Source organism: Streptomyces sp. SudanB52_2052 (assembly GCF_964272415.1).
Classification (GTDB): Bacteria; Actinomycetota; Actinomycetes; order Streptomycetales; family Streptomycetaceae; genus Streptomyces; species Streptomyces olindensis.
The window spans coordinates 4070767-4088902 of sequence record NZ_OZ186796.1 but is presented as its reverse complement, the minus strand read 5'-3'; the positions used below and the strand labels follow the sequence as shown (position 1 = coordinate 4088902).

Here is an 18136-nt window from a genome sequence, read left to right as displayed (position 1 = left end):
GAGAGAAGGAAGAAGGTGGGCGGAACATGGCCGCCACCCACAGGATCGCCGCGGGCTCCGTGATCGCCGCGGTCTGCGCCGCATCGCTCGCCGGTTGCGCGACCGGCACCTCCCGGCAAGGCACCCCCCCCGAACCGTCCAGGGCGAAGCCCGCTCAGGCACCGAAGAGCGCGGTCCGGCTGATCGGGGACGGCTCCACCGCCTACACCGGGGCCCAGCCCCACTTGCCCCGGCCCGAGCGGCTGCGTCCAGGGCAGAAGCCCCCGCAGTTCGTCGTCTTCTCCTGGGACGGCGCCGGTGAGGACAGCCAGAAGCTGTTCTCCCACTTCCGCAAGGTCGCCCGGGAGAACAACGCGACGATGACGTACTTCCTCAGCGGCGTGTACCTGCTGCCGGACGAGAAGCGCGACCTCTACCGGCCCCCGCAGCACTCCCCGGGTCGCTCCGACATCGGCTTCAACGATCGCCGCGGCATCGCCGCCACCGTGCAGCAGCTGCGCCTGGCGTGGCTGGAGGGCAACGAGATCGGCACCCACTTCAACGGCCACTTCTGCGGCAGCGGCGGCGGGGTCGGCGAGTGGTCGGTGGAGGACTGGAAGGACGAGATCGCCCAGGCCAAGCAGTTCGTGAAGACCTGGAGGACCAACACGGGCCTGAAGAACGCGTCCTCGCTTCCCTTCGACTACGACAAGGAGCTCATCGGCGCCCGCACGCCCTGCCTCGAAGGCCAGCGGAACTTCCTGAAGGCGGCCCGGGACCTGGGCTTCCGCTACGACACCAGCGGCGTCAACGACCAGGTGTGGCCACGCAAGAAGCAGGGCCTGTGGGACGTGTCCATGCAGCTCGTGCCGTTCCCCGGGCACTCCTACGAGCAGCTGAGCATGGACTACAACTTCATGGTCAACCAGTCGGGCACCACCACCCGGGGCAACCCCGCCATGCACGACTTCTGGGGCGACCAGATGCGCGACGGCCTGCTCAAGGGCTTCCAGCGGGCCTACGACGGCAACCGCGCGCCCCTGATCATCGGCAACCACTTCGAGTCCTGGAACGGCGGCACCTACATGCGGGCCGTCGAGGAGGTCATCGAGACGGTGTGCACCAAGGAGGAGGTGCGCTGCGTCTCGTTCCGGCAGCTCGTGGACTGGCTGGACGCCCAGGACCCGAAGACGCTGGAGAAGCTGCGCACCCTGAAGGTCGGCGAGGCGCCGAAGGAGGGCTGGGAGGCCTTCCTGTCCGGCCGTCCCGCCCCGGCTCCGAAGGGCGTGCCCGGGGCTCCGGCGGCCCGGGGATAGGCGAGGGCCCCGGCGGCCCGGGGAGACGCCCGGCGGTCGCCGTGACGGGCACGCGCGCGTGAAGAAGGCCACTCCGCCGCAGAGCGGGCCCCCGGGGTGCGTAGGGTCGTACTCATGAGTACAGCAGGCGCGACCGCCGATCCGCTCGCGGCCCTTGGGGCACTGCCCTCAGTGGCCGATTCCGTGGAGTCCGTACGCAAGTCCGTGGACCGGGTCTACGGACACCGGATCATGCGGCGGCGCAGCAACGCGATCACCTCCGAGGCGGCCCTGCGCGGCGCCCGCGGCTCGGCCGCGCTGTCCGGTGCGGACTGGGCCTTGGAGGAGGTGCGCCGACGTACGGACTTCAGCGGGGACGACGAGGCGCGCACCGTCGGCGCCGCGCTCCGGCTCACCGCCGAGGCGGGTCAGCTGCTGTCGATCTGGCGGCAGTCGCCCCTGCGGGTGCTGGCCCGGCTGCACCTGGTGGCGGCCGCGGACAAGGCCGACCAGGTGGGGCGGCCCCGGCAGGAGGGCGAGCCGGTGGACGAGCCGCTCGTCGGCCTGCCGCTGCCGAGCGCGGCCGAGGCGCACGGCCGGCTGGAGGGGCTGGCCGGGCTGATCATCGCGGGCGGTTCCGCGCCGGCGCTGGTGACGGCCGCCGTCGTGCACGGCGAACTGCTCGCGCTGCGCCCGTTCACGTCCCACAACGGGCTGGTGGCGCGCACGGCCGAGCGCATCGTGCTGGTCGGCAGCGGCCTGGACCCGAAGTCGGTCTGCCCGGCCGAGGTCGGCCACGCCGAGCTGGGCCGCGAGGCCTATCTGGAAGCCCTGGAGGGGTACGTCTCCGGCACCCCGGAGGGCGTGGCCGCCTGGATCGCCCACTGCGGCAGGGCGGTCGAACTGGGGGCGCGCGAGTCGACGGCGGTGTGCGAGGCGCTGCAGCGCGGAGCGGCGTGAACGCCCTGGGGACAAGAGATGCGGCGGTACGAGAACTCGTACCGCCGCTGGCATGAGCACCGGGTTACCAAGCGTCCTCGATATGTGCCCATCAGGTCGGGAACTTTGCCCGTCACCTGGTGCGGCTGGCCCGTAATCGACGGGTCGACGTCGCGTGGGTGCCCGGTGTCCATGCTCGGTCCGTGGGGCCAAATGCGTTTTAAGGTGATCCTCTCGGATGTCCTTGGTCTCGCGGGCCGTTGAGTCCTTTGTACTCCTGACCCGAAGTAAGCGGAAGTCCAGACTGCACTTCTTTACTTTTGGGTTCAAATAGGACGTCGGGTCACCCCAGGTCAGGCGACCGTGGCCCGGCGCCGGTTCGCGTACCAGACCAGGCCCGCGGTGGCCGCCGCGGCACCTATCGCGGCGACCGCGACGAGCGCCGGACGCGGCGGCACGGAGAACGAGGGGATGCGCTGCTTGAGCCGGACCGGGCGGTGGAAGTCCAGGATCGGCCACCCGCGCGCGAGGGCCTCACGGCGCAGTGCGCGGTCCGGGTTCACGGCGTGGGGACGGCCGACGGACTCCAGCATGGGCACGTCGGTCGCCGAGTCGCTGTAGGCGTAGCAGCGACTGAGGTCGTACCCCTCGGACTCGGCCAGCTCCCTGATGGCCTCGGCCTTGGTCGGGCCGTAGGCGTAGTACTCCACCTCGCCCGTGAAGCAGCCGTCCTCACCGACGACCATGCGGGTCGCGACCACGCGGTCCGCGCCGAGCAGCTCGCCGATCGGCTCGACCACCTCCGCGCCCGACGTGGACACGATCACGACGTCGCGGCCGGCGGTGTGGTGCTCCTCAATGAGGGAGGCGGCCTCGTCGTAGATGATCGGGTCGATCAGGTCGTGCAGGGTCTCGGCGACGATCTCCCGGACCTGCTGCACGTTCCAGCCGCGGCACAGCGCGGACAGGTACGCGCGCATCCGCTCCATCTGGTCGTGGTCGGCGCCGCCGGCCAGGAAGACGAACTGGGCATATGCGGTGCGCAGCACGGCCCTGCGGTTGATCAGACCGCCTTGGTAGAACGACTTGCTGAACGTGAGCGTGCTCGACTTCGCAATGACGGTCTTGTCCAGGTCAAAGAAGGCCGCTGTGCGGGGCAAGGAGTGGTTTTCCACGCCCTTGAGCATAGGGGCAGCCCATTCGGCGTAAGGTGGGGCGCGTGGGTTTGCCTGAGAGGGCTCTCGGGTACACCATGGAAGTCACGGATCGTTCGCGACCGTGCTAACCCGGCCCGACTCCTCCCCCCCCCGAGTCGGCCGTGGGGACGACCCCCGCTCTCCCCCCCGGCGGGGGTCGTCGCATGTCCGGGTGGGTTTTCTCCTTCTTCTCGCGGCCCGAGTGCCGCTTCCGAGGCGGCTTAGGCCTCCTCTTCTTCATGCCCATGATCCGTCACGCTGCGTAGTCGTCGGACTGCTCTGGGGAAGTCGTACAGAGGGCCTGCGGGGGTCACCGGTATGGGTGACGGCGATATTCACAACCGCCGAGGCGTCCACAGTTATCCACCAAGATCCACACGATTTCCGGGATCGCTGCACCGTGATTCCAGCGCACCCCGCTCGCGGCGAGTTCATGGCCGGTTCCGATTGCCGGGGGCGTTCGGCCGGTTTCCGCCGGCCGTTCACAGGGAGGCCGTCTTGCCGGTTCTTCCCGTGTTCGGGAATCGCGTGGCCGCAGGGGCCGCGCGATTCGAGCAGCGAAGGGGGATGGAGACCGTGGCCGGAGCCGTCACACACGATCCACCGCCGGCCGCCGGAGGGCGGCAGGGCGGACCGCTGATCGTCACCGAGGACAGCGAACTCCTCGACGACCTGCTGCGCCTGTGCGCGGCGGCGGGCGCCACACCCGAGGTGCACCACGGGGTGCCCGAGCGCAGAGGCAACTGGGAGGCCGCGCCGCTCGTCCTGGTGGGCGACGACGCCGCGCGACGTGTGCACGGGGCCGCGCGCAGAAGGGGAGTCGTCCTCGTCTGCCGGGACCAGGACGATTCGGGGGTGTGGCGGCGGGCCGTCGAGATCGGCGCCGAGCACGTCCTGATGCTGCCCGACGGCGAACAGTGGCTGGTGGACCGGATCGCCGACGTGGCCGAGGGCGTCGGCCGGCCCGCTCTCACCGTGGGCGTGATCGGCGGCCGGGGCGGGGCCGGAGCGTCCACGCTCGCTTGCGCCCTCGCCGTCACCTCCGCGCGGGAGGGCTTGCGCACACTCCTGGTGGACGCCGATCCGCTCGGTGGCGGACTCGACGTACTCCTCGGCGGTGAGACGGCCGAGGGGCTGCGCTGGCCCGCGTTCGCCTCCTCGCGCGGCCGGGTCGGCGGGGGCGCCCTGGAGGAGTCGCTGCCCGAGCTGCACTCGCTGCGGGTACTCAGCTGGGACCGGGGTGACCGGATCGCGGTCCCTCCCCAGGCGGTGCGCGCGGTGCTGGCGGCGGCCCGGCGCCGGGGCGGCACGGTCGTGGTGGACCTGCCGCGCCGGATCGACGACGGCGTCGCAGAGGTGCTCGGCCAGCTCGATCTCGGCCTGGTGGTGGTGCCCGCCGAGCTGCGGGCCGTGGCGGCCGCCGGGCGGGTGGCGTCCGCGGTGGGGATGGTCCTGCGGGACCTGCGGGTGGCGGTCCGCGGGCCGTATCCGCCGGGGCTCGACGACCGTGAGGTGGCCCGGCTGCTCGGACTGCCGCTGGCCGGTGAGGTGCCGGTGGAACCTGGGCTGCTGCGCCCTGACGAGGGCACGGCGCCGCCGGGCGCCGGGCGGGGACCGCTCGCCCGGTTCTGCAAGGAGTTCTGGGAGCGGGCCCTCGTCGAGGCGGGTACGGCATGAGCACCCTGGCCGGACTGGAGGGCGCGGAGCTGCTCGACGGGGTGCGGCGATGGCTGGCCGAGAGCGGGGCCGAGCCGACCCCCGCGCGCGTGGCGCAGGCCCTGCGCGAACAGGGGCGGGTCCTCGGGGACGCCGAAGTGCTGGGGGCCGCCGCTCGGTTGCGGTCGGAGCTGGTCGGCAGCGGGCCGTTGGAGCCGCTGCTCGCCGATCCGTCGGTGACCGACGTGCTGGTGTCCGCACCGGACCGGGTCTGGGTGGACCGGGGCGGCGGACTGGAGCTGACAGCGGTCCGTTTCCCGGACGCGGCGGCCGTACGACGGCTCGCCCAGCGCCTCGCCGCGGTGGCGGGACGCCGTCTGGACGACGCCCGCCCATGGGTCGACGCCCGGCTGCCCGACGGGACCCGGCTGCACGCGGTGCTGCCACCGGTGGCCGTGGGCTGCGCCTGCCTGTCGCTGCGCGTCGTGCGGCCCCGGGCCTTCACACTCGGCGAGCTGGTCGCGGCGGGCACCGTGCCGCCGGGCGGGGACCGCGTGCTGCGCGCGCTGCTCGACGCCCGGCTGTCGTTCCTCGTCAGCGGAGGCACGGGCAGCGGCAAGACGACGTTGCTGAGTGCCCTGCTGGGGCTGGTCGGGCCGGACGAGCGGATCGTCCTCGCCGAGGACTCGGCGGAGCTCCGGCCGGACCATCCGCACGTGGTGCGGCTGGAGACCAGACCCGCCAACCAGGAGGGCGCGGGTCTCGTGACCCTTGAGGACCTGGTGCGCCAGGCGCTGCGAATGCGGCCCGACCGGTTGGTGGTGGGTGAGGTGCGCGGGCCCGAAGTGGTGCATCTGCTGGCCGCGTTGAACACCGGCCACGAGGGCGGCTGCGGGACCGTGCACGCCAACGCCGCCGCCGATGTACCGGCCCGGCTGGAGGCGCTCGGCACGGCCGCGGGGCTCGACCGGGCCGCGCTGCACAGCCAGGTGGCGGCTGCCCTCTCCGTGGTGCTGCACCTCGTGCGCGACCGGTCCGGGCGGCGCCGGATCGCGGAGGTGCACGTGCTGGAGCGGGATCCGTCGGGGCTGGTGCGGACGGTGCCCGCGCTGCGGTGGGGAGCCGAGGCGTTCGTGCGGGAGCGGGGCTGGGAGCGGCTGCGGGGGCTGCTCCGGGGAGACGGAAACGGGCCGTGTGAGGCCGGGATGAACGGGGGCGAGTCATGACAGGGGCGGCCGAGATGTCGATGGGTGTGGCCGTCGCGTGCATGGGTGCGGCGGTCTGGCTGATGGGCGAGCGGCACTCGGCGGCGCGGCGGGCGCGGTTGCTGCTCGCGGGCGGCGGGGCCGTCGGGAGCGGGCCGCCCGGGTGGCGGCGGATGACCGGTGGGCTGCGGCGCGTCCGCGGCCGGCTGAGGCCCGAGTGGTGGGCGCCGGTGGCCGGTCTCGTGCTGGCGGTGCTCGGGGCGTCGCTGCTGCCGGTCGTCCTGGGCGCGGCCGGGGTGCCGCTGCTGCGGCGGGTCCGGCTGGCCGCCCGGGCGCGGCGGGACCGGGAGCGCCGGGCCGACGCGGTGATCACGCTGTGCGGGGTGCTCGCCGGGGAGGTGCGGGCCGGACGCCAGCCGGGCGAGGCGCTGCTGCGGGCCGCGCGGGACTGCGACGGGCTCGCGGACGCGCAGGCGACGGTACTGGCGGCGGCGCGGTTCGGCGGTGACGTGCCGGACGCGCTCGCGACGGCGGCACGGCAACCGGGCGCCGAGGGTCTGCGGGGGCTCGCGGCGTGCTGGCGGGTGGCCGTGGACCAGGGCGCGGGGCTCGCGGCCGGACTCGACCGGCTCTCCGCCGCCCTGCGCGCCGAACGGGACCAGCGTTGCGACCTGCGCGCCCAGTTGGCGGGTGCCCGGGCCACGGCGGTGATGCTCGCCGGGCTGCCGGCCCTGGGACTCCTGATCGGCGGCGCCCTCGGCGCCGATCCCCTCCATGTCCTGCTGCACACCCCGGCGGGCCTGGGCTGTCTGGTCGCCGGCGGTGTGCTGGAGGGCCTGGGGGTGTGGTGGGCGCTGCGGATCGTGCAGGGCGCGGAGGCGGCGGCATGAGCGGCGAAGTTGTCCACAGGCTGGGGGCGACGGCATGAGCGGAGAGATTGTCCACAGGCTGGGGGCGGCGGTGGGGATCCTGTCGGCCCTCACGTGGTCGGTGCGGTGGCTGGTGGACAGGCGGCGCCGGCGAAGGCTACGGCGGCGGCTGGCCGAGCTACGGGTCCGGGAGGCACCCGCGCCCGTCCCACGGCTCACCCTGCGCGGGGCCGCGCGGAGATGGCTGGCGCCCGTGGGCGTGGCGTGCGCCGGGTGGGCCCTGGTCGGCGGACCCATCGGTGTCGCCGTGGGGCTGGCCGGCGCGGTGGGCCTGTGGCGGTGGCGGCTGCGGCAGGAAGCGGCCGACACGGACGGAGGGCCGGACCTCGCCGAGGCGGCCCGGCAACTGCCCCTCGCCGCCGATCTGCTGGCCGCCTGCATCGCGGCGGGCGCGGGCCCGGTGATCGCGGCACAGGCGGTCGGTGAGGCCCTGGGCGGCCCGGTGGGAGACGCGCTGGCCCGCGGCGCAGCGGAAGTACGGCTGGGCGGTGAACCGGCGGCGGCCTGGCGCAGGTTGGCCGCCGTCCCGGACGCCGGAGGGCTGGCCCGGCTGCTCGAACGGGCCGATGTGTCCGGGCTGCCGGCCGCCGCACCGGTCGCACGACTCGCCGCGCAGGCCCGTGCCGACTGGGGCCGCGCCGCGACGGCCAGGGCCCGCCGAGCGGGCGTCATGGTCAGCGCGCCGGTCGGGCTGTGTTTCCTGCCCGCGTTCATCGCGGTCGGCGTGCTGCCCGTGGTGATCGGGCTCGCGGGCGGGGTGCTCGGAGGGGGTGGCGGCTGACGGGGAGACGGAACGGCGGCAACGCAAGCAAGTGAGCGAGAAGCAACGGAAGTTCGGATTCTTTCCCACGGGGGTTGAGATGTATCAGGTGGTACGGGCACGGCTGTGTGCCCTGGTGTGCAGGGCGCGTGCGGCGCGGAGGGACGCGGGGATGGTCACCTCCGAGTACGCCACCGGGATCGTCGCGGCGGTGGCGTTCGCGGTGGTGCTCTACAAGGTCGTCACCAGTGGTGCGGTCAGCGCGGAGTTGCAGAGCATCGTGAAGGAAGCCCTCAATGCGCGGATGTGAGCGGGGCGCCGACCGGGGGTTCGTGACGGCGGAGTCGGCCGTGGTGCTGCCCGTGCTGGTGATGTTCGCGACGGCGCTGGTGTGGGGGCTGCTGGTCGTGGCCGCGCAGATCCAGTGCGTGGACGCGGCGCGGACGGGCGCCCGTGCGGCGGCCCGGCAGGACCCGCCCGGCGCGGTCGTGCGGCTGACCCGCGAGGCGGCGCCGCCCGGCGCGAAGGTCACCGTCAGCCGGGACGCGGAGCACGTGCGGGTGGTCGTGGTGGCCGAGCCGCCGGTGCTGCGCGGGCTGTCCTTCGCCGTTCGTGAGGAGGCCGTGGCGTCGGTGGAGGAGGCGGTGGGCTCGTGAGACGGCGTCGAGCGACGGGGCGGGCCGGCTCGGACCGCCGGTCGGCCACCGTCTGGTCGGACCGGGGGTCGGCCACCGTCTGGAGCGTCGGGGCGATCGCCGTCCTGTGCGTGGTCTTCGGTGTGGTCCTCGCGCTGGGGCAGGCCGTCGTGATCCGGCACCGTGCGGCGGGCGCCGCGGATCTCGCGGCGCTCGCGGCGGCGGACCACTGGGCCGAGGGCGCTGCGGCGGCCTGTGCGCGTGCCGACCGGGTGGCCCGGGCGCAGGGCGTGCGGCTCGCGCGGTGCGAGGTCGTCGGAGAGATCTCCGATGTGACGGCGGCCTCGGGGCGGGGGCCGTTCACGGCGGAGGTGCGGGCGCGGGCGGGGCCTCCGTCGGCCCCGGGTCTTCCTTCGGCTCCGGGTCTTCCACCGCCTTCTCCTCCGGAGCCCCCTCCAGCAGCACCGTGAGGAGGCGCACCGCCCCCCTCTTGTGCAGCGGGTCGTTGCCGTTGCCGCACTTGGGGGACTGGATGCAGGACGGGCAGCCGGCCTCGCACTCGCAGGAGGCGATGGCCTGGCGGGTGGCGGTCAGCCAGGTGCGGGCGGTGTGGAAGGCGCGCTCCGCGAAGCCCGCGCCGCCGGGATGGCCGTCGTAGACGAAGACCGTCGGCAGGAGCGTGTCGGGGTGGAGAGGGATCGACACGCCGCCGATGTCCCAGCGGTCGCAGGTCGCGAAGAGCGGCAGCAGGCCGATCGACGCGTGCTCGGCGGCGTGCAGGGAGCCGCCGAGGATCTCCGGGCCGATCCGTGCCCGGTCCAGCTGGTCCTCGGTGACGGTCCACCACACCGCCCGGGTGCGCAGCGTACGAGGAGGGAGGTCGAGCTTGGTCTCGCCCAGCACTTCACCGGTGATGAGCCGTCTGCGGAGGAAGGAGACGACCTGGTTGGTGACCTCGACGGAGCCGTAGCAGAGCCGGCCGTCGCCCCAGGGGACCTCGATGTCGGTCTCCAGGACGGAGATCGAGGTGGTGTCGCGGGCGACCGTGGAGTACGGCGGGGCGGCCTCGTCGACGAGGGCGACGGAGTCTTCCAGGTCCAGCGACCGCACGAGGTAGGTGCGGCCCTGGTGGAGGTGGACCGCTCCTTCGTGGACCGTCGAGTGCGCGGCGCCCGCGTCGACCGTGCCGAGCAGTCGGCCCGTGCCGGACTCGACGACCTGGATCGGGCGTCCGCCCTCACCGCGGATGTCGGTCAGGTCGGCGGCGCGCTCCCGGCGGGTCCAGTGCCAGGCCTTGGTGCGGCGGCGCAGCAGCTTCGCGGCCTCCAGCTGCGGCAGCAGGCCTTCGCAGGCCGGGCCGAACAGGTCGAGGTCCTCGTCCGTCAGGGGCAGCTCCGCGGCGGCCGCGCACAGGTGCGGGGCCAGCACGTAGGGGTTGTCCGGGTCGAGGACGGTGGACTCGACGGGCTGGTCGAACAGGGCCTCCGGGTGGTGGACGAGGAAGGTGTCCAGGGGGTCGTCGCGGGCCACCAGGACGGCGAGGGCGCCCTGCCCGGACCGTCCGGCCCGGCCGGCCTGCTGCCACAAGGAGGCCCGGGTGCCCGGGTAGCCGGCGATGACGACCGCGTCCAAGCCGGAGATGTCGATGCCGAGTTCCAGGGCGTTCGTCGCCGCGAGGCCCAGGAGTTCACCCGAATGGAGGGCGCGTTCGAGCGCGCGGCGCTCCTCCGGGAGGTAGCCGCCCCGGTACGCCGCGACACGCCGGGCCAGCGAGCGGTCGACCTCGGCCAGCCGCTCCTGGGAGATGACGGAGATCAGCTCGGCACCGCGCCGGGAGCGGACGAAGGCGACCGAGCGGACGCCCTGCACGGTGAGGTCGGTCAGCAGGTCGGCGGCCTCGGCGGTGGCCGTGCGGCGGACGGGGGCGCCCTTCTCGCCGTGCAGCTCGGTCAGCGGGGGCTCCCACAGGGCGAACACCAGTTCACCGCGTGGGGAGGCGTCGTCGGCGACCTCCAGTACCGGCACGCCGGTGAGGCGGCGGGCGGCCACCGCGGGCTCGGCGGCGGTCGCTGAGGCCAGCAGGAACACGGGCGAGGCGCCGTAGCGGGCGCACAGGCGGCGGAGCCGGCGCAGCACCTGCGCGACGTGCGAGCCGAAGACGCCCCGGTAGGTGTGGCACTCGTCGATGACGACGTACTTCAGCGACTTCAGGAAGGAGGACCAGCGGGGGTGGGACGGCAGGATGCCGCGGTGGAGCATGTCCGGGTTGGTCAGGACGTAGTTGGCGTACTGGCGGATCCACTCGCGTTCCTCGAACGGAGTATCGCCGTCGTACACGGCGGCGCGCACGGCGTTGCCCAGCGGATGTGAAAGTTCCTTCACCGAGCGGCACTGGTCCGCCGCAAGAGCCTTGGTCGGAGCCAGGTAGAGGGTGGTGGCACCGCGGCCGTTCGGGGCCTCGGCACCCTCCAGAAGGGTGGAAAGCACCGGCACGAGGTAGGCCAGGGACTTGCCGGAGGCCGTGCCGGTGGCGACGACGACCGACTCGCCGTCCAGGGCGTGCTCGGCCGCGCGGGCCTGATGGGCCCAGGGATGCTCGATGCCGGCGGCCTGCACGGCGGCCACGACCTCGGCGCGGATCCGGTCCGGCCAGACGGCATGCCGACCCTCGCGCGGGGGCAAGTGCTCCGTATGAGTAATGCGCGAAGCCCTGCTCGGACCGGACGCGAGCCGGTCCAGGACCGCGCCCGGCGCGGGCCGGGAGGCGGGGTCCGTCGGGGTTCGATCGGATCGGTGATTCTTGGCCATCGGCACCGAGTGTGTCACTGGCGTGACGGACAATGGAGCCAAGGCGTCGTGCACGCCTGCCGGTAAGTGATTGAATGCCATCGCGGCTGGCGAAGCGTCCAAGGGCTGAAGCCGAGATGCCCCAAGGGCGACCGCTCGATAGCAAGGTGCTGGAGGATCCGTGGACCTGTCCCTGTCGACCGAGACCATGGGCGATCGCACGATCGTCAGGGTCGGTGGCGAAATCGACGTATATACCGCGCCCAAGCTGCGCGAGCAGTTGGTCGAGCTGGTGAACGACGGCAGTTTCCACCTTGTCGTCGACATGGAGGGCGTGGACTTCCTCGACTCCACCGGGCTCGGCGTTCTGGTCGGCGGCCTCAAGCGCGTGCGTGCCCATGAGGGCTCCCTGCGCCTGGTCTGCAACCAGGAGCGCATTCTGAAGATCTTCCGCATCACCGGCCTCACCAAGGTGTTCCCGATTCACACCTCGGTCGAGGAAGCGGTAGCGGCCACCGACTGAGACCGGGCCCGGGCCGTGTGCCCGGGCCGGCCGCAGTGCGGTACGAGTTCGGCAGAAGTGAAGACCGAGGGGGCCCGGCCTTTCGGCGGCCCGGTGCCTCCCGACAGCACGCCCGTAGTTGCGAGGGGGATGCATGGCCACCGTTGAGCTCCGCTTCAGCGCGCTGCCCGAGCACGTCAGGACCGCCCGGCTGGTGGCGGCAGCGGTGGCGCGCAGGGCCGGAGTGGACGAGGCCGTCCTCGACGAGGTCAGGCTCGCCGTCGGCGAGGCGTGCACCCGGGCCGTCGGACTGCATCAGACAGGCGGGATCTCGGCACCGGTGAAGGTGCTGCTGATCGAGGAGGAGAAACAGTTCTCCATCGAGGTCGGCGACGAGGCCCCGCACGCGGTCCCCGGCGAGCGCGCGCCCGGCGCTGGGCCCGGCGACCCCGACGGTGAGACCGACGAGGACGAGATGGGCCTCGCGGTCATCAGCGGCCTCGTCGACGACGTCGAGGTCAGCGCGGGAGAGCATGGCGGGTCGATCAAGATGACCTGGCCGACCACGCCGCCGCCCACCATCCTGGTCTGACCGGCCACCGCGCACACCGTTCTTCCGAAGGGCCCCACCCGTGGGGCCCTTCGCCATGTGCGGGTGTCAGTGCTCGCCTTTACAGTAGTTCCTGTGCCGTTCATCGCGTGAATTCGTTCACGATCATTCGCGTGCTCCGCGGCAGTACCAGAATGCTTTCAGGGCATTACCTCAGAAGGCCAATTCCGTTTATCGCGCTCTGTTTTGATCAGGTTCCGGTACCTACAATCCCGTCCACATCTTGAGCTCAGCCCAAGCGTCAAGGAGGACGAATGGCGGGGCTTTCCATCTCACCACAGTCGGGCCATCCCACAGACCTCGCAGCCGCCGTACTGACCGATGGCAACCGCGTTCTCGTCGTGGTCATCGCGGTCGTCGCGCTGGCGGCGCTCGCGGTCGCGGGCGTCCTGGTGCGCCAGGTACTCGCGGCGGGCGAGGGCACCGACAGCATGAAGAAGATCGCGGCAGCGGTCCAGGAAGGCGCGAACGCCTATCTGGCACGCCAGCTGCGCACGCTCGGCGTATTCGCCGTCGTCGTGTTCTTCCTGCTCATGCTGCTGCCCGCGGACGACTGGAATCAGCGAGTCGGACGGTCGGTGTTCTTCCTGATCGGAGCGGCGTTCTCGGCGGCCACCGGCTATATCGGCATGTGGCTCGCCGTACGCAGCAATGTGCGTGTCGCCGCGGCGGCGCGTGAAGCGACCCCGGCGGCAGGCGAGCCGGAAAAGGATCTGACCGCCGTCTCGCACAAAGCGATGAAGATCGCATTTCGCACCGGCGGTGTGGTCGGCATGTTCACGGTGGGCCTCGGCCTGCTCGGTGCCTCCTGCGTGGTGCTGGTGTACGCGGCCGACGCGCCGAAGGTGCTGGAGGGATTCGGTCTCGGGGCCGCGCTGATCGCGATGTTCATGCGGGTCGGCGGCGGCATCTTCACCAAGGCCGCCGACGTCGGCGCCGACCTGGTCGGCAAGGTCGAACAGGGCATTCCGGAGGACGACCCGCGCAATGCCGCGACCATCGCCGACAACGTGGGCGACAACGTCGGCGACTGCGCGGGCATGGCGGCCGACCTCTTCGAGTCGTACGCCGTGACCCTGGTCGCCGCGCTGATCCTCGGCTCGGCGGCCTTCGGCGACGCCGGGCTCGGTTTCCCGCTGCTGGTGCCGGCGATCGGTGTCATCACGGCGATGATCGGCATCTTCGCGGTGGCGCCGCGGCGCGCCGACCGCAGCGGCATGAGCGCCATCAACCGAGGGTTCTTCATCTCCGCGGTGATCTCGCTCGTGCTGGTGGCGGTGGCCGTCTTCGTCTACCTGCCGGGGAAGTACTCGGAGCTGGACGGCGTGACGGACACGGCGATCACGGGCAAGGACGGCGACCCGCGGATCCTCGCGCTCGTCGCGGTGGCCATCGGCATCGTGCTCGCCGCCCTGATCCAGCAACTGACCGGCTACTTCACGGAGACCACCCGCCGGCCCGTCCGGGACATCGGCAAGACCTCGCTCACCGGCCCGGCCACCGTCGTCCTCGCCGGTATCTCCGTCGGTCTCGAATCCGCCGTCTACACCGCCCTGTTGATCGGCCTCGGCGTGTACGGGGCGTTCCTGCTCGGCGGTACGTCGATCATGCTGGCGCTGTTCGCGGTGGCGCTGGCCGGCACCGGCCTGCTCACCACGGTCGGCGTGATCGTCGCGATGGACACCTTCGGGCCGGTCTCCGACAACGCCCAGGGCATCGCGGAGATGTCCGGCGACGTCGAGGGCGCGGGCGCGCAGGTGCTCACCAACCTGGACGCGGTCGGCAACACCACCAAGGCGATCACCAAGGGCATCGCGATCGCCACGGCCGTGCTCGCGGCGGCGGCGCTGTTCGGGTCCTACCGGGACGCGATCATCACCGGCGCGCGGGACGTGGGCGAGGAGTTGTCCGGGCCGGGTGCGCCGATGAGCCTGATGATGGACATCTCGCAGCCCAACAACCTCGTGGGTCTCGTCGCGGGCGCGGCGGTCGTCTTCCTCTTCTCGGGGCTGGCGATCAACGCTGTGTCGCGGTCGGCGGGTTCCGTGGTCTTCGAGGTGCGGCGGCAGTTCCGGGAGCGGCCCGGGATCATGGACTACAGCGAGAAACCGGAGTACGGCAAGGTCGTCGACATCTGCACGAAGGACGCGCTCCGGGAACTCGCGACGCCCGGCCTGCTCGCCGTCATGGCGCCCATCTTCATCGGGTTCACGCTCGGCGTCGGCGCGCTCGGCGCCTACCTGGCGGGCGCGATCGGCGCGGGCACGCTGATGGCGGTGTTCCTCGCCAACTCCGGTGGCGCCTGGGACAACGCCAAGAAGCTGGTGGAGGACGGCCACCACGGCGGCAAGGGCAGCGAGGCCCACGCCGCGACTGTCATCGGCGACACGGTCGGCGACCCCTTCAAGGACACCGCCGGTCCCGCGATCAACCCGCTGCTGAAGGTCATGAACCTGGTGTCGCTGCTCATCGCGCCCGCGGTGATCAAGTTCTCCTACGGCGCCGACAAGAGCATCGGGGTACGGATCCTGATCGCGGCCATCGCGTTCCTCGTGATCGTCGGCGCGGTGTACGTGTCGAAGCGGCGCGGGATCGCCATGGGTGACGAAGGCAACGCCGAGCCGAAGCCCAAGTCGGCCGACCCGGCGGTGGTTTCGTAGGGAGGTCCTTCAAGCCCCAGCTCAAGGTGCGGGCGGGCGGCGCGCGTTGGCGCGACGCGCGCCCGCTCTTGTGTGTACACGAGCACGCCGTGAGCCTTCTCTCGCTTGGTGCAAAAGGTTACAAAAAGGTCTTAATAGACGTTCGGCGTGCGGTTGCCGTGCATCTGGCGTGTATGTTCCGGGGCCGAGAGCCATGGAAGGGACCAAACCGGTGAACAAGAAGCTCGCGGCCGCACTGTCCGGCGGTGCGGTACTGGTACTGGCGCTGTCGGGCTGCGGCGGCGACGACAACGAGAAGCTGGACTCCTGGGCCAAGCAGGTCTGTGACGCCGTACAGCCGCAGGCCAAGAAGATCGAGTCGGCCAATGCCGCGATCCAGAAGGAGACCTCGGACAACAGCACGCCGGAGGACGTCCAGAAGACCGACGCGCAGGCCTTCCAGGACATGTCCGACGCCTACAAGGCGATCGGGGCCGCGGTGAACAAGGCCGGGGCGCCGGACGTCGAGAACGGTGAGAAGAAGCAGAAGGACGCGGTCACGGAGCTCAACTCGATCTCCTCGTCCTACGCCGACCTGAAGAAGCAGGTCGACGCGCTGGACACGAAGGACCAGGGGAAGTTCGCCGACGGCCTCAAGGACATCGCCACCGAGCTGGACAAGCTGAGCAAGAGCGGGAACGACGCGCTCCGGAACCTGGAGGAGGGCGAGGTCGGCCAGGCGATGGCCCGTCAGTCCAGCTGCAAGGCGGCCACGGCGTCGGCGGGGGCCACCCAGAGCTGAGTGCGCTGGGCCGGGGTGTGCCCTGTGGGCTGAGGGTGGTCTCCGGGGCGGATGTGAACTTCCGCAGCCGCGGCCCGGGCCGCCACCCCGCAGGGACGCGCGCGATACCCGGTAGAGACGCGCGCGATACCCGGTCCAGGCACGTGCGGCGCCGGGGCCGACGGCCACAATGGGGGCGTGAGTAACGCCAGCCAGTCACCCCTGCCCCCGCTGCCCTCCACCGACCGTCCCGAGGTCGCCGCCCGGCTCCGGGACGCCCTGCTCGCCGCCTCTTTCACGGCCGACGGACTGCTCGAACTGCTCGGCGCCCCCGCGTACGCGGCGCTGGCCCGGAGCGAGACCGTGCCCGCGCTCCGGGCCACCCGCGGGGACACGCCGCTGGAGATGCTCGTCCGGCTGTTCCTGCTCCAGCAGCCCGTGCCGCACGCGCGCGTGGCGGACGTCCTGCCCGTCGACGCCTGCATGGAAAGCGGCTGGCTGCTGCCCGCCGGCGGCGACGAGCTCGCCGCCGCCGTGGACGTGCGCCCCTACGGGGGGCCCGGCGGCGAGGACTGGTTCATCGTGTCGGACCTGGGCTGCGCCGTCGGCGGCGCCGGCGGGATCGGCCGGCGCGACGAAGGAGTCGTCCTCGGGGTCGGTGGCGCGTCCACGACCCTCGCCGGCATCACCGTCCGCAGGCCCGTCGCCGCCGCTCTCGACCTGGGCACCGGCTCCGGCATCCAGGCCCTGCACGCCGCGCAGCACGCCACCCGGGTGACGGCCACCGACCTCAACCCGCGCGCCCTGCACATCACCGCCCTCACGCTGGCGCTGTCCGGCGCCCCGGCCGCCGATCTGCGCGAGGGCTCCCTCTTCGCACCGGTCCGGGACGACGAGCGGTACGACCTGATCGTCTCCAACCCGCCGTTCGTGATCTCGCCCGGTGCCCGGCTCACCTACCGCGACGGCGGGATGGGCGGGGACGATCTGTGCCGCACGCTCGTTCAGGAGGCAGGGGAACGGCTGAACGAGGGCGGGTTCGCGCAGTTCCTCGCCAACTGGCAGCACGTGGAAGGGGAGGACTGGCAGGACAGGCTCAGGTCATGGGTGCCCCGGGGCTGCGACGCGTGGATCGTGCAGCGCGAGGTGCAGGACGTCAACCAGTACGCCGAGCTGTGGCTGCGTGACGCGGGCGACCACCGCGGCGACGTGGCGGAGTACCAGGCGCGGTACGACGCATGGCTCGACGAGTTCGAGGCGCGCAAGGTGAAGGCCGTCGGCTTCGGCTGGATCACCCTGCGAAGGACGGACGCCGCCGTGCCCTCCCTCACGGTGGAGGAGTGGCCGCATCCGGTCGAGCAGCCGCTCGGCGACACCATCCGGAACCACTTCGACCGGCTCGACTACCTGCGCGAGCACGACGACGCCGCCCTGCTCGAAGGGCACTTCCGGCTCGCCGCCGAGATCGTGCAGGAACAGGTCGGGCTGCCCGGCGCCGAGGACCCGGAGCATGTGGTGCTCCGCCAGAACCGCGGCATGCGCCGGGCGACCCGGGTGGACACGGTCGGCGCGGGCTTCGCGGGCGTGTGCGACGGCACGATGAGCGCGGGCCGCATCCTCGACGCCATCGCCCAGCTGGTCGGCGAGGACCCGGTGCTGCTGCGCGACCGCACCCCGGCGCAGATCCGGCTGCTGGTGGAGCAGGGGTTCCTGGAGCCGGCCGGCTGAGGGTCCCGGAGCGGCTTGCGCCGAGGAAGCCGTCTGAGGGCCCCGGAGAAGGTTCGGGCCAAGGAGGCCGCCAACAAATTCGAGTCGATTTGAACACCTCGTCCGAAAGGGGTCGTGAGGGGCTGGACGTCCTTGATCGACAGCTGTGTCGCCCTGGAGTTCACCTCGGGTTCGCCTGCTCGCCGCCCACGCGTGTCAGCCTCCCGGGGCTGGGGAGTCACGGACGTGAGAAAAGGGGCACGGCGGGCCATGGAGAGCGAACCGGCGATCTTCGCGGGAGCGGTGTTCTCCCTGTTCGGAGCGGGACTGCTGGTCTGGACCGTGACGCGCGTGCGCCAGCACCGGCCCGTCGCCCACGGGGTGAGACCGGTCGCGTCGGCGACCCTCGCGAGCGTCGTCGCGGTGCTCGCCCTGGCGGTCGGAGCGTGGTGCTTCACCCGCCTGTGAGCCCGGGGCCGGAGCCGTGCCCGCCCGTAACCGGGGGGTCGCGCTCCG

At 72.3% G+C, this 18136-nt stretch carries 17 protein-coding genes; 15 read left to right on the top strand and 2 right to left on the bottom strand.

Annotation, left to right across the window (positions count from 1 at the left end):
* The first annotated feature begins 26 nt into the window (after window positions 1–26).
* Window positions 27–1295: a polysaccharide deacetylase family protein gene (locus tag ACSUPV_RS18045; RefSeq protein ID WP_037760898.1), complete on the top strand. Its 1269-nt coding sequence runs from the start codon at window positions 27–29 to the stop codon at window positions 1293–1295.
* Window positions 1296–1409: 114 nt separating this feature from the next.
* Window positions 1410–2234 carry an oxidoreductase gene (locus ACSUPV_RS18040; RefSeq protein WP_359788767.1) on the top strand — a complete coding sequence of 275 codons (825 nt, stop codon included), beginning with the start codon at window positions 1410–1412 and terminating at the stop codon, window positions 2232–2234.
* Window positions 2235–2566: 332 nt separating this feature from the next.
* Here ACSUPV_RS18040 and ACSUPV_RS18035 read toward each other — a convergent pair whose 3' ends face one another.
* The gene (locus tag ACSUPV_RS18035; RefSeq protein WP_031115976.1) at window positions 2567–3400 is read right to left on the bottom strand and encodes an HAD family hydrolase; all 834 of its coding nucleotides are present in this window, start codon (window positions 3398–3400) and stop codon (window positions 2567–2569) included.
* Between the two features lie 576 nt (window positions 3401–3976).
* Between ACSUPV_RS18035 and ssd the strand changes: the two genes are divergently transcribed.
* The 7 genes from ssd to ACSUPV_RS18000 all read left to right on the top strand — a co-directional run bounded on the left by ssd (window position 3977) and on the right by ACSUPV_RS18000 (window position 9064).
* On the top strand, window positions 3977–5086 hold the full coding sequence (gene ssd, locus ACSUPV_RS18030; protein ID WP_436947819.1) for a septum site-determining protein Ssd: 1110 nt from the start codon (window positions 3977–3979) through the stop codon (window positions 5084–5086).
* Window positions 5083–6291: a TadA family conjugal transfer-associated ATPase gene (locus ACSUPV_RS18025; RefSeq protein WP_037760887.1), complete on the top strand. Its 1209-nt coding sequence runs from the start codon at window positions 5083–5085 to the stop codon at window positions 6289–6291. Before ssd ends, ACSUPV_RS18025 begins: the two co-directional genes overlap by 4 nt.
* Window positions 6288–7160 carry a type II secretion system F family protein gene (locus ACSUPV_RS18020; protein ID WP_436947818.1) on the top strand — a complete coding sequence of 291 codons (873 nt, stop codon included), beginning with the start codon at window positions 6288–6290 and terminating at the stop codon, window positions 7158–7160. Before ACSUPV_RS18025 ends, ACSUPV_RS18020 begins: the two co-directional genes overlap by 4 nt.
* Window positions 7161–7194: 34 nt before the next feature.
* The gene (locus tag ACSUPV_RS18015; protein WP_436947817.1) at window positions 7195–7980 is read left to right on the top strand and encodes a type II secretion system F family protein; all 786 of its coding nucleotides are present in this window, start codon (window positions 7195–7197) and stop codon (window positions 7978–7980) included.
* A 79-nt stretch (window positions 7981–8059) separates the two neighbouring features.
* Window positions 8060–8269, top strand: a complete 210-nt coding sequence (locus ACSUPV_RS18010; RefSeq protein WP_031115969.1) for a DUF4244 domain-containing protein — start codon at window positions 8060–8062, stop codon at window positions 8267–8269.
* The gene (locus ACSUPV_RS18005) at window positions 8256–8615 is read left to right on the top strand and encodes a TadE family type IV pilus minor pilin (protein ID WP_031115968.1); all 360 of its coding nucleotides are present in this window, start codon (window positions 8256–8258) and stop codon (window positions 8613–8615) included. The genes ACSUPV_RS18010 and ACSUPV_RS18005 overlap by 14 nt, the downstream gene beginning before the upstream one ends.
* Window positions 8612–9064 (top strand): Rv3654c family TadE-like protein, encoded by a 453-nt coding sequence (locus tag ACSUPV_RS18000; RefSeq protein ID WP_436947816.1) that lies wholly within the window; start codon window positions 8612–8614, stop codon window positions 9062–9064. Before ACSUPV_RS18005 ends, ACSUPV_RS18000 begins: the two co-directional genes overlap by 4 nt.
* Here ACSUPV_RS18000 and ACSUPV_RS17995 read toward each other — a convergent pair.
* The gene (locus tag ACSUPV_RS17995; protein WP_436947815.1) at window positions 8955–11483 is read right to left on the bottom strand and encodes a DEAD/DEAH box helicase; all 2529 of its coding nucleotides are present in this window, start codon (window positions 11481–11483) and stop codon (window positions 8955–8957) included. The genes ACSUPV_RS18000 and ACSUPV_RS17995 overlap by 110 nt on opposite strands.
* Before the next feature lie 79 nt (window positions 11484–11562).
* Between ACSUPV_RS17995 and bldG the strand changes: the two genes are divergently transcribed.
* The 6 genes from bldG to ACSUPV_RS17965 all read left to right on the top strand — a co-directional run bounded on the left by bldG (window position 11563) and on the right by ACSUPV_RS17965 (window position 18088).
* Window positions 11563–11904, top strand: a complete 342-nt coding sequence (bldG, locus tag ACSUPV_RS17990; RefSeq protein WP_003991900.1) for an anti-sigma factor antagonist BldG — start codon at window positions 11563–11565, stop codon at window positions 11902–11904.
* A gap of 133 nt (window positions 11905–12037) precedes the next feature.
* Entirely contained in the window at window positions 12038–12475 is a 438-nt protein-coding gene (locus ACSUPV_RS17985) for an ATP-binding protein (protein ID WP_031115966.1), read from the top strand.
* Between the two features lie 272 nt (window positions 12476–12747).
* Complete coding sequence (locus ACSUPV_RS17980; RefSeq protein WP_031115965.1) at window positions 12748–15153, top strand: sodium-translocating pyrophosphatase; 2406 nt, start codon at window positions 12748–12750, stop codon at window positions 15151–15153.
* A 193-nt stretch (window positions 15154–15346) separates the two neighbouring features.
* Window positions 15347–15934, top strand: coding sequence for a hypothetical protein (locus tag ACSUPV_RS17975; protein WP_031115964.1), 588 nt, complete (start codon window positions 15347–15349; stop codon window positions 15932–15934).
* Window positions 15935–16111: 177 nt separating this feature from the next.
* Window positions 16112–17641: a DUF7059 domain-containing protein gene (locus ACSUPV_RS17970; protein WP_037760872.1), complete on the top strand. Its 1530-nt coding sequence runs from the start codon at window positions 16112–16114 to the stop codon at window positions 17639–17641.
* A gap of 249 nt (window positions 17642–17890) precedes the next feature.
* On the top strand, window positions 17891–18088 hold the full coding sequence (locus tag ACSUPV_RS17965; RefSeq protein WP_031115961.1) for a hypothetical protein: 198 nt from the start codon (window positions 17891–17893) through the stop codon (window positions 18086–18088).
* Window positions 18089–18136: the final 48 nt, after the last annotated feature.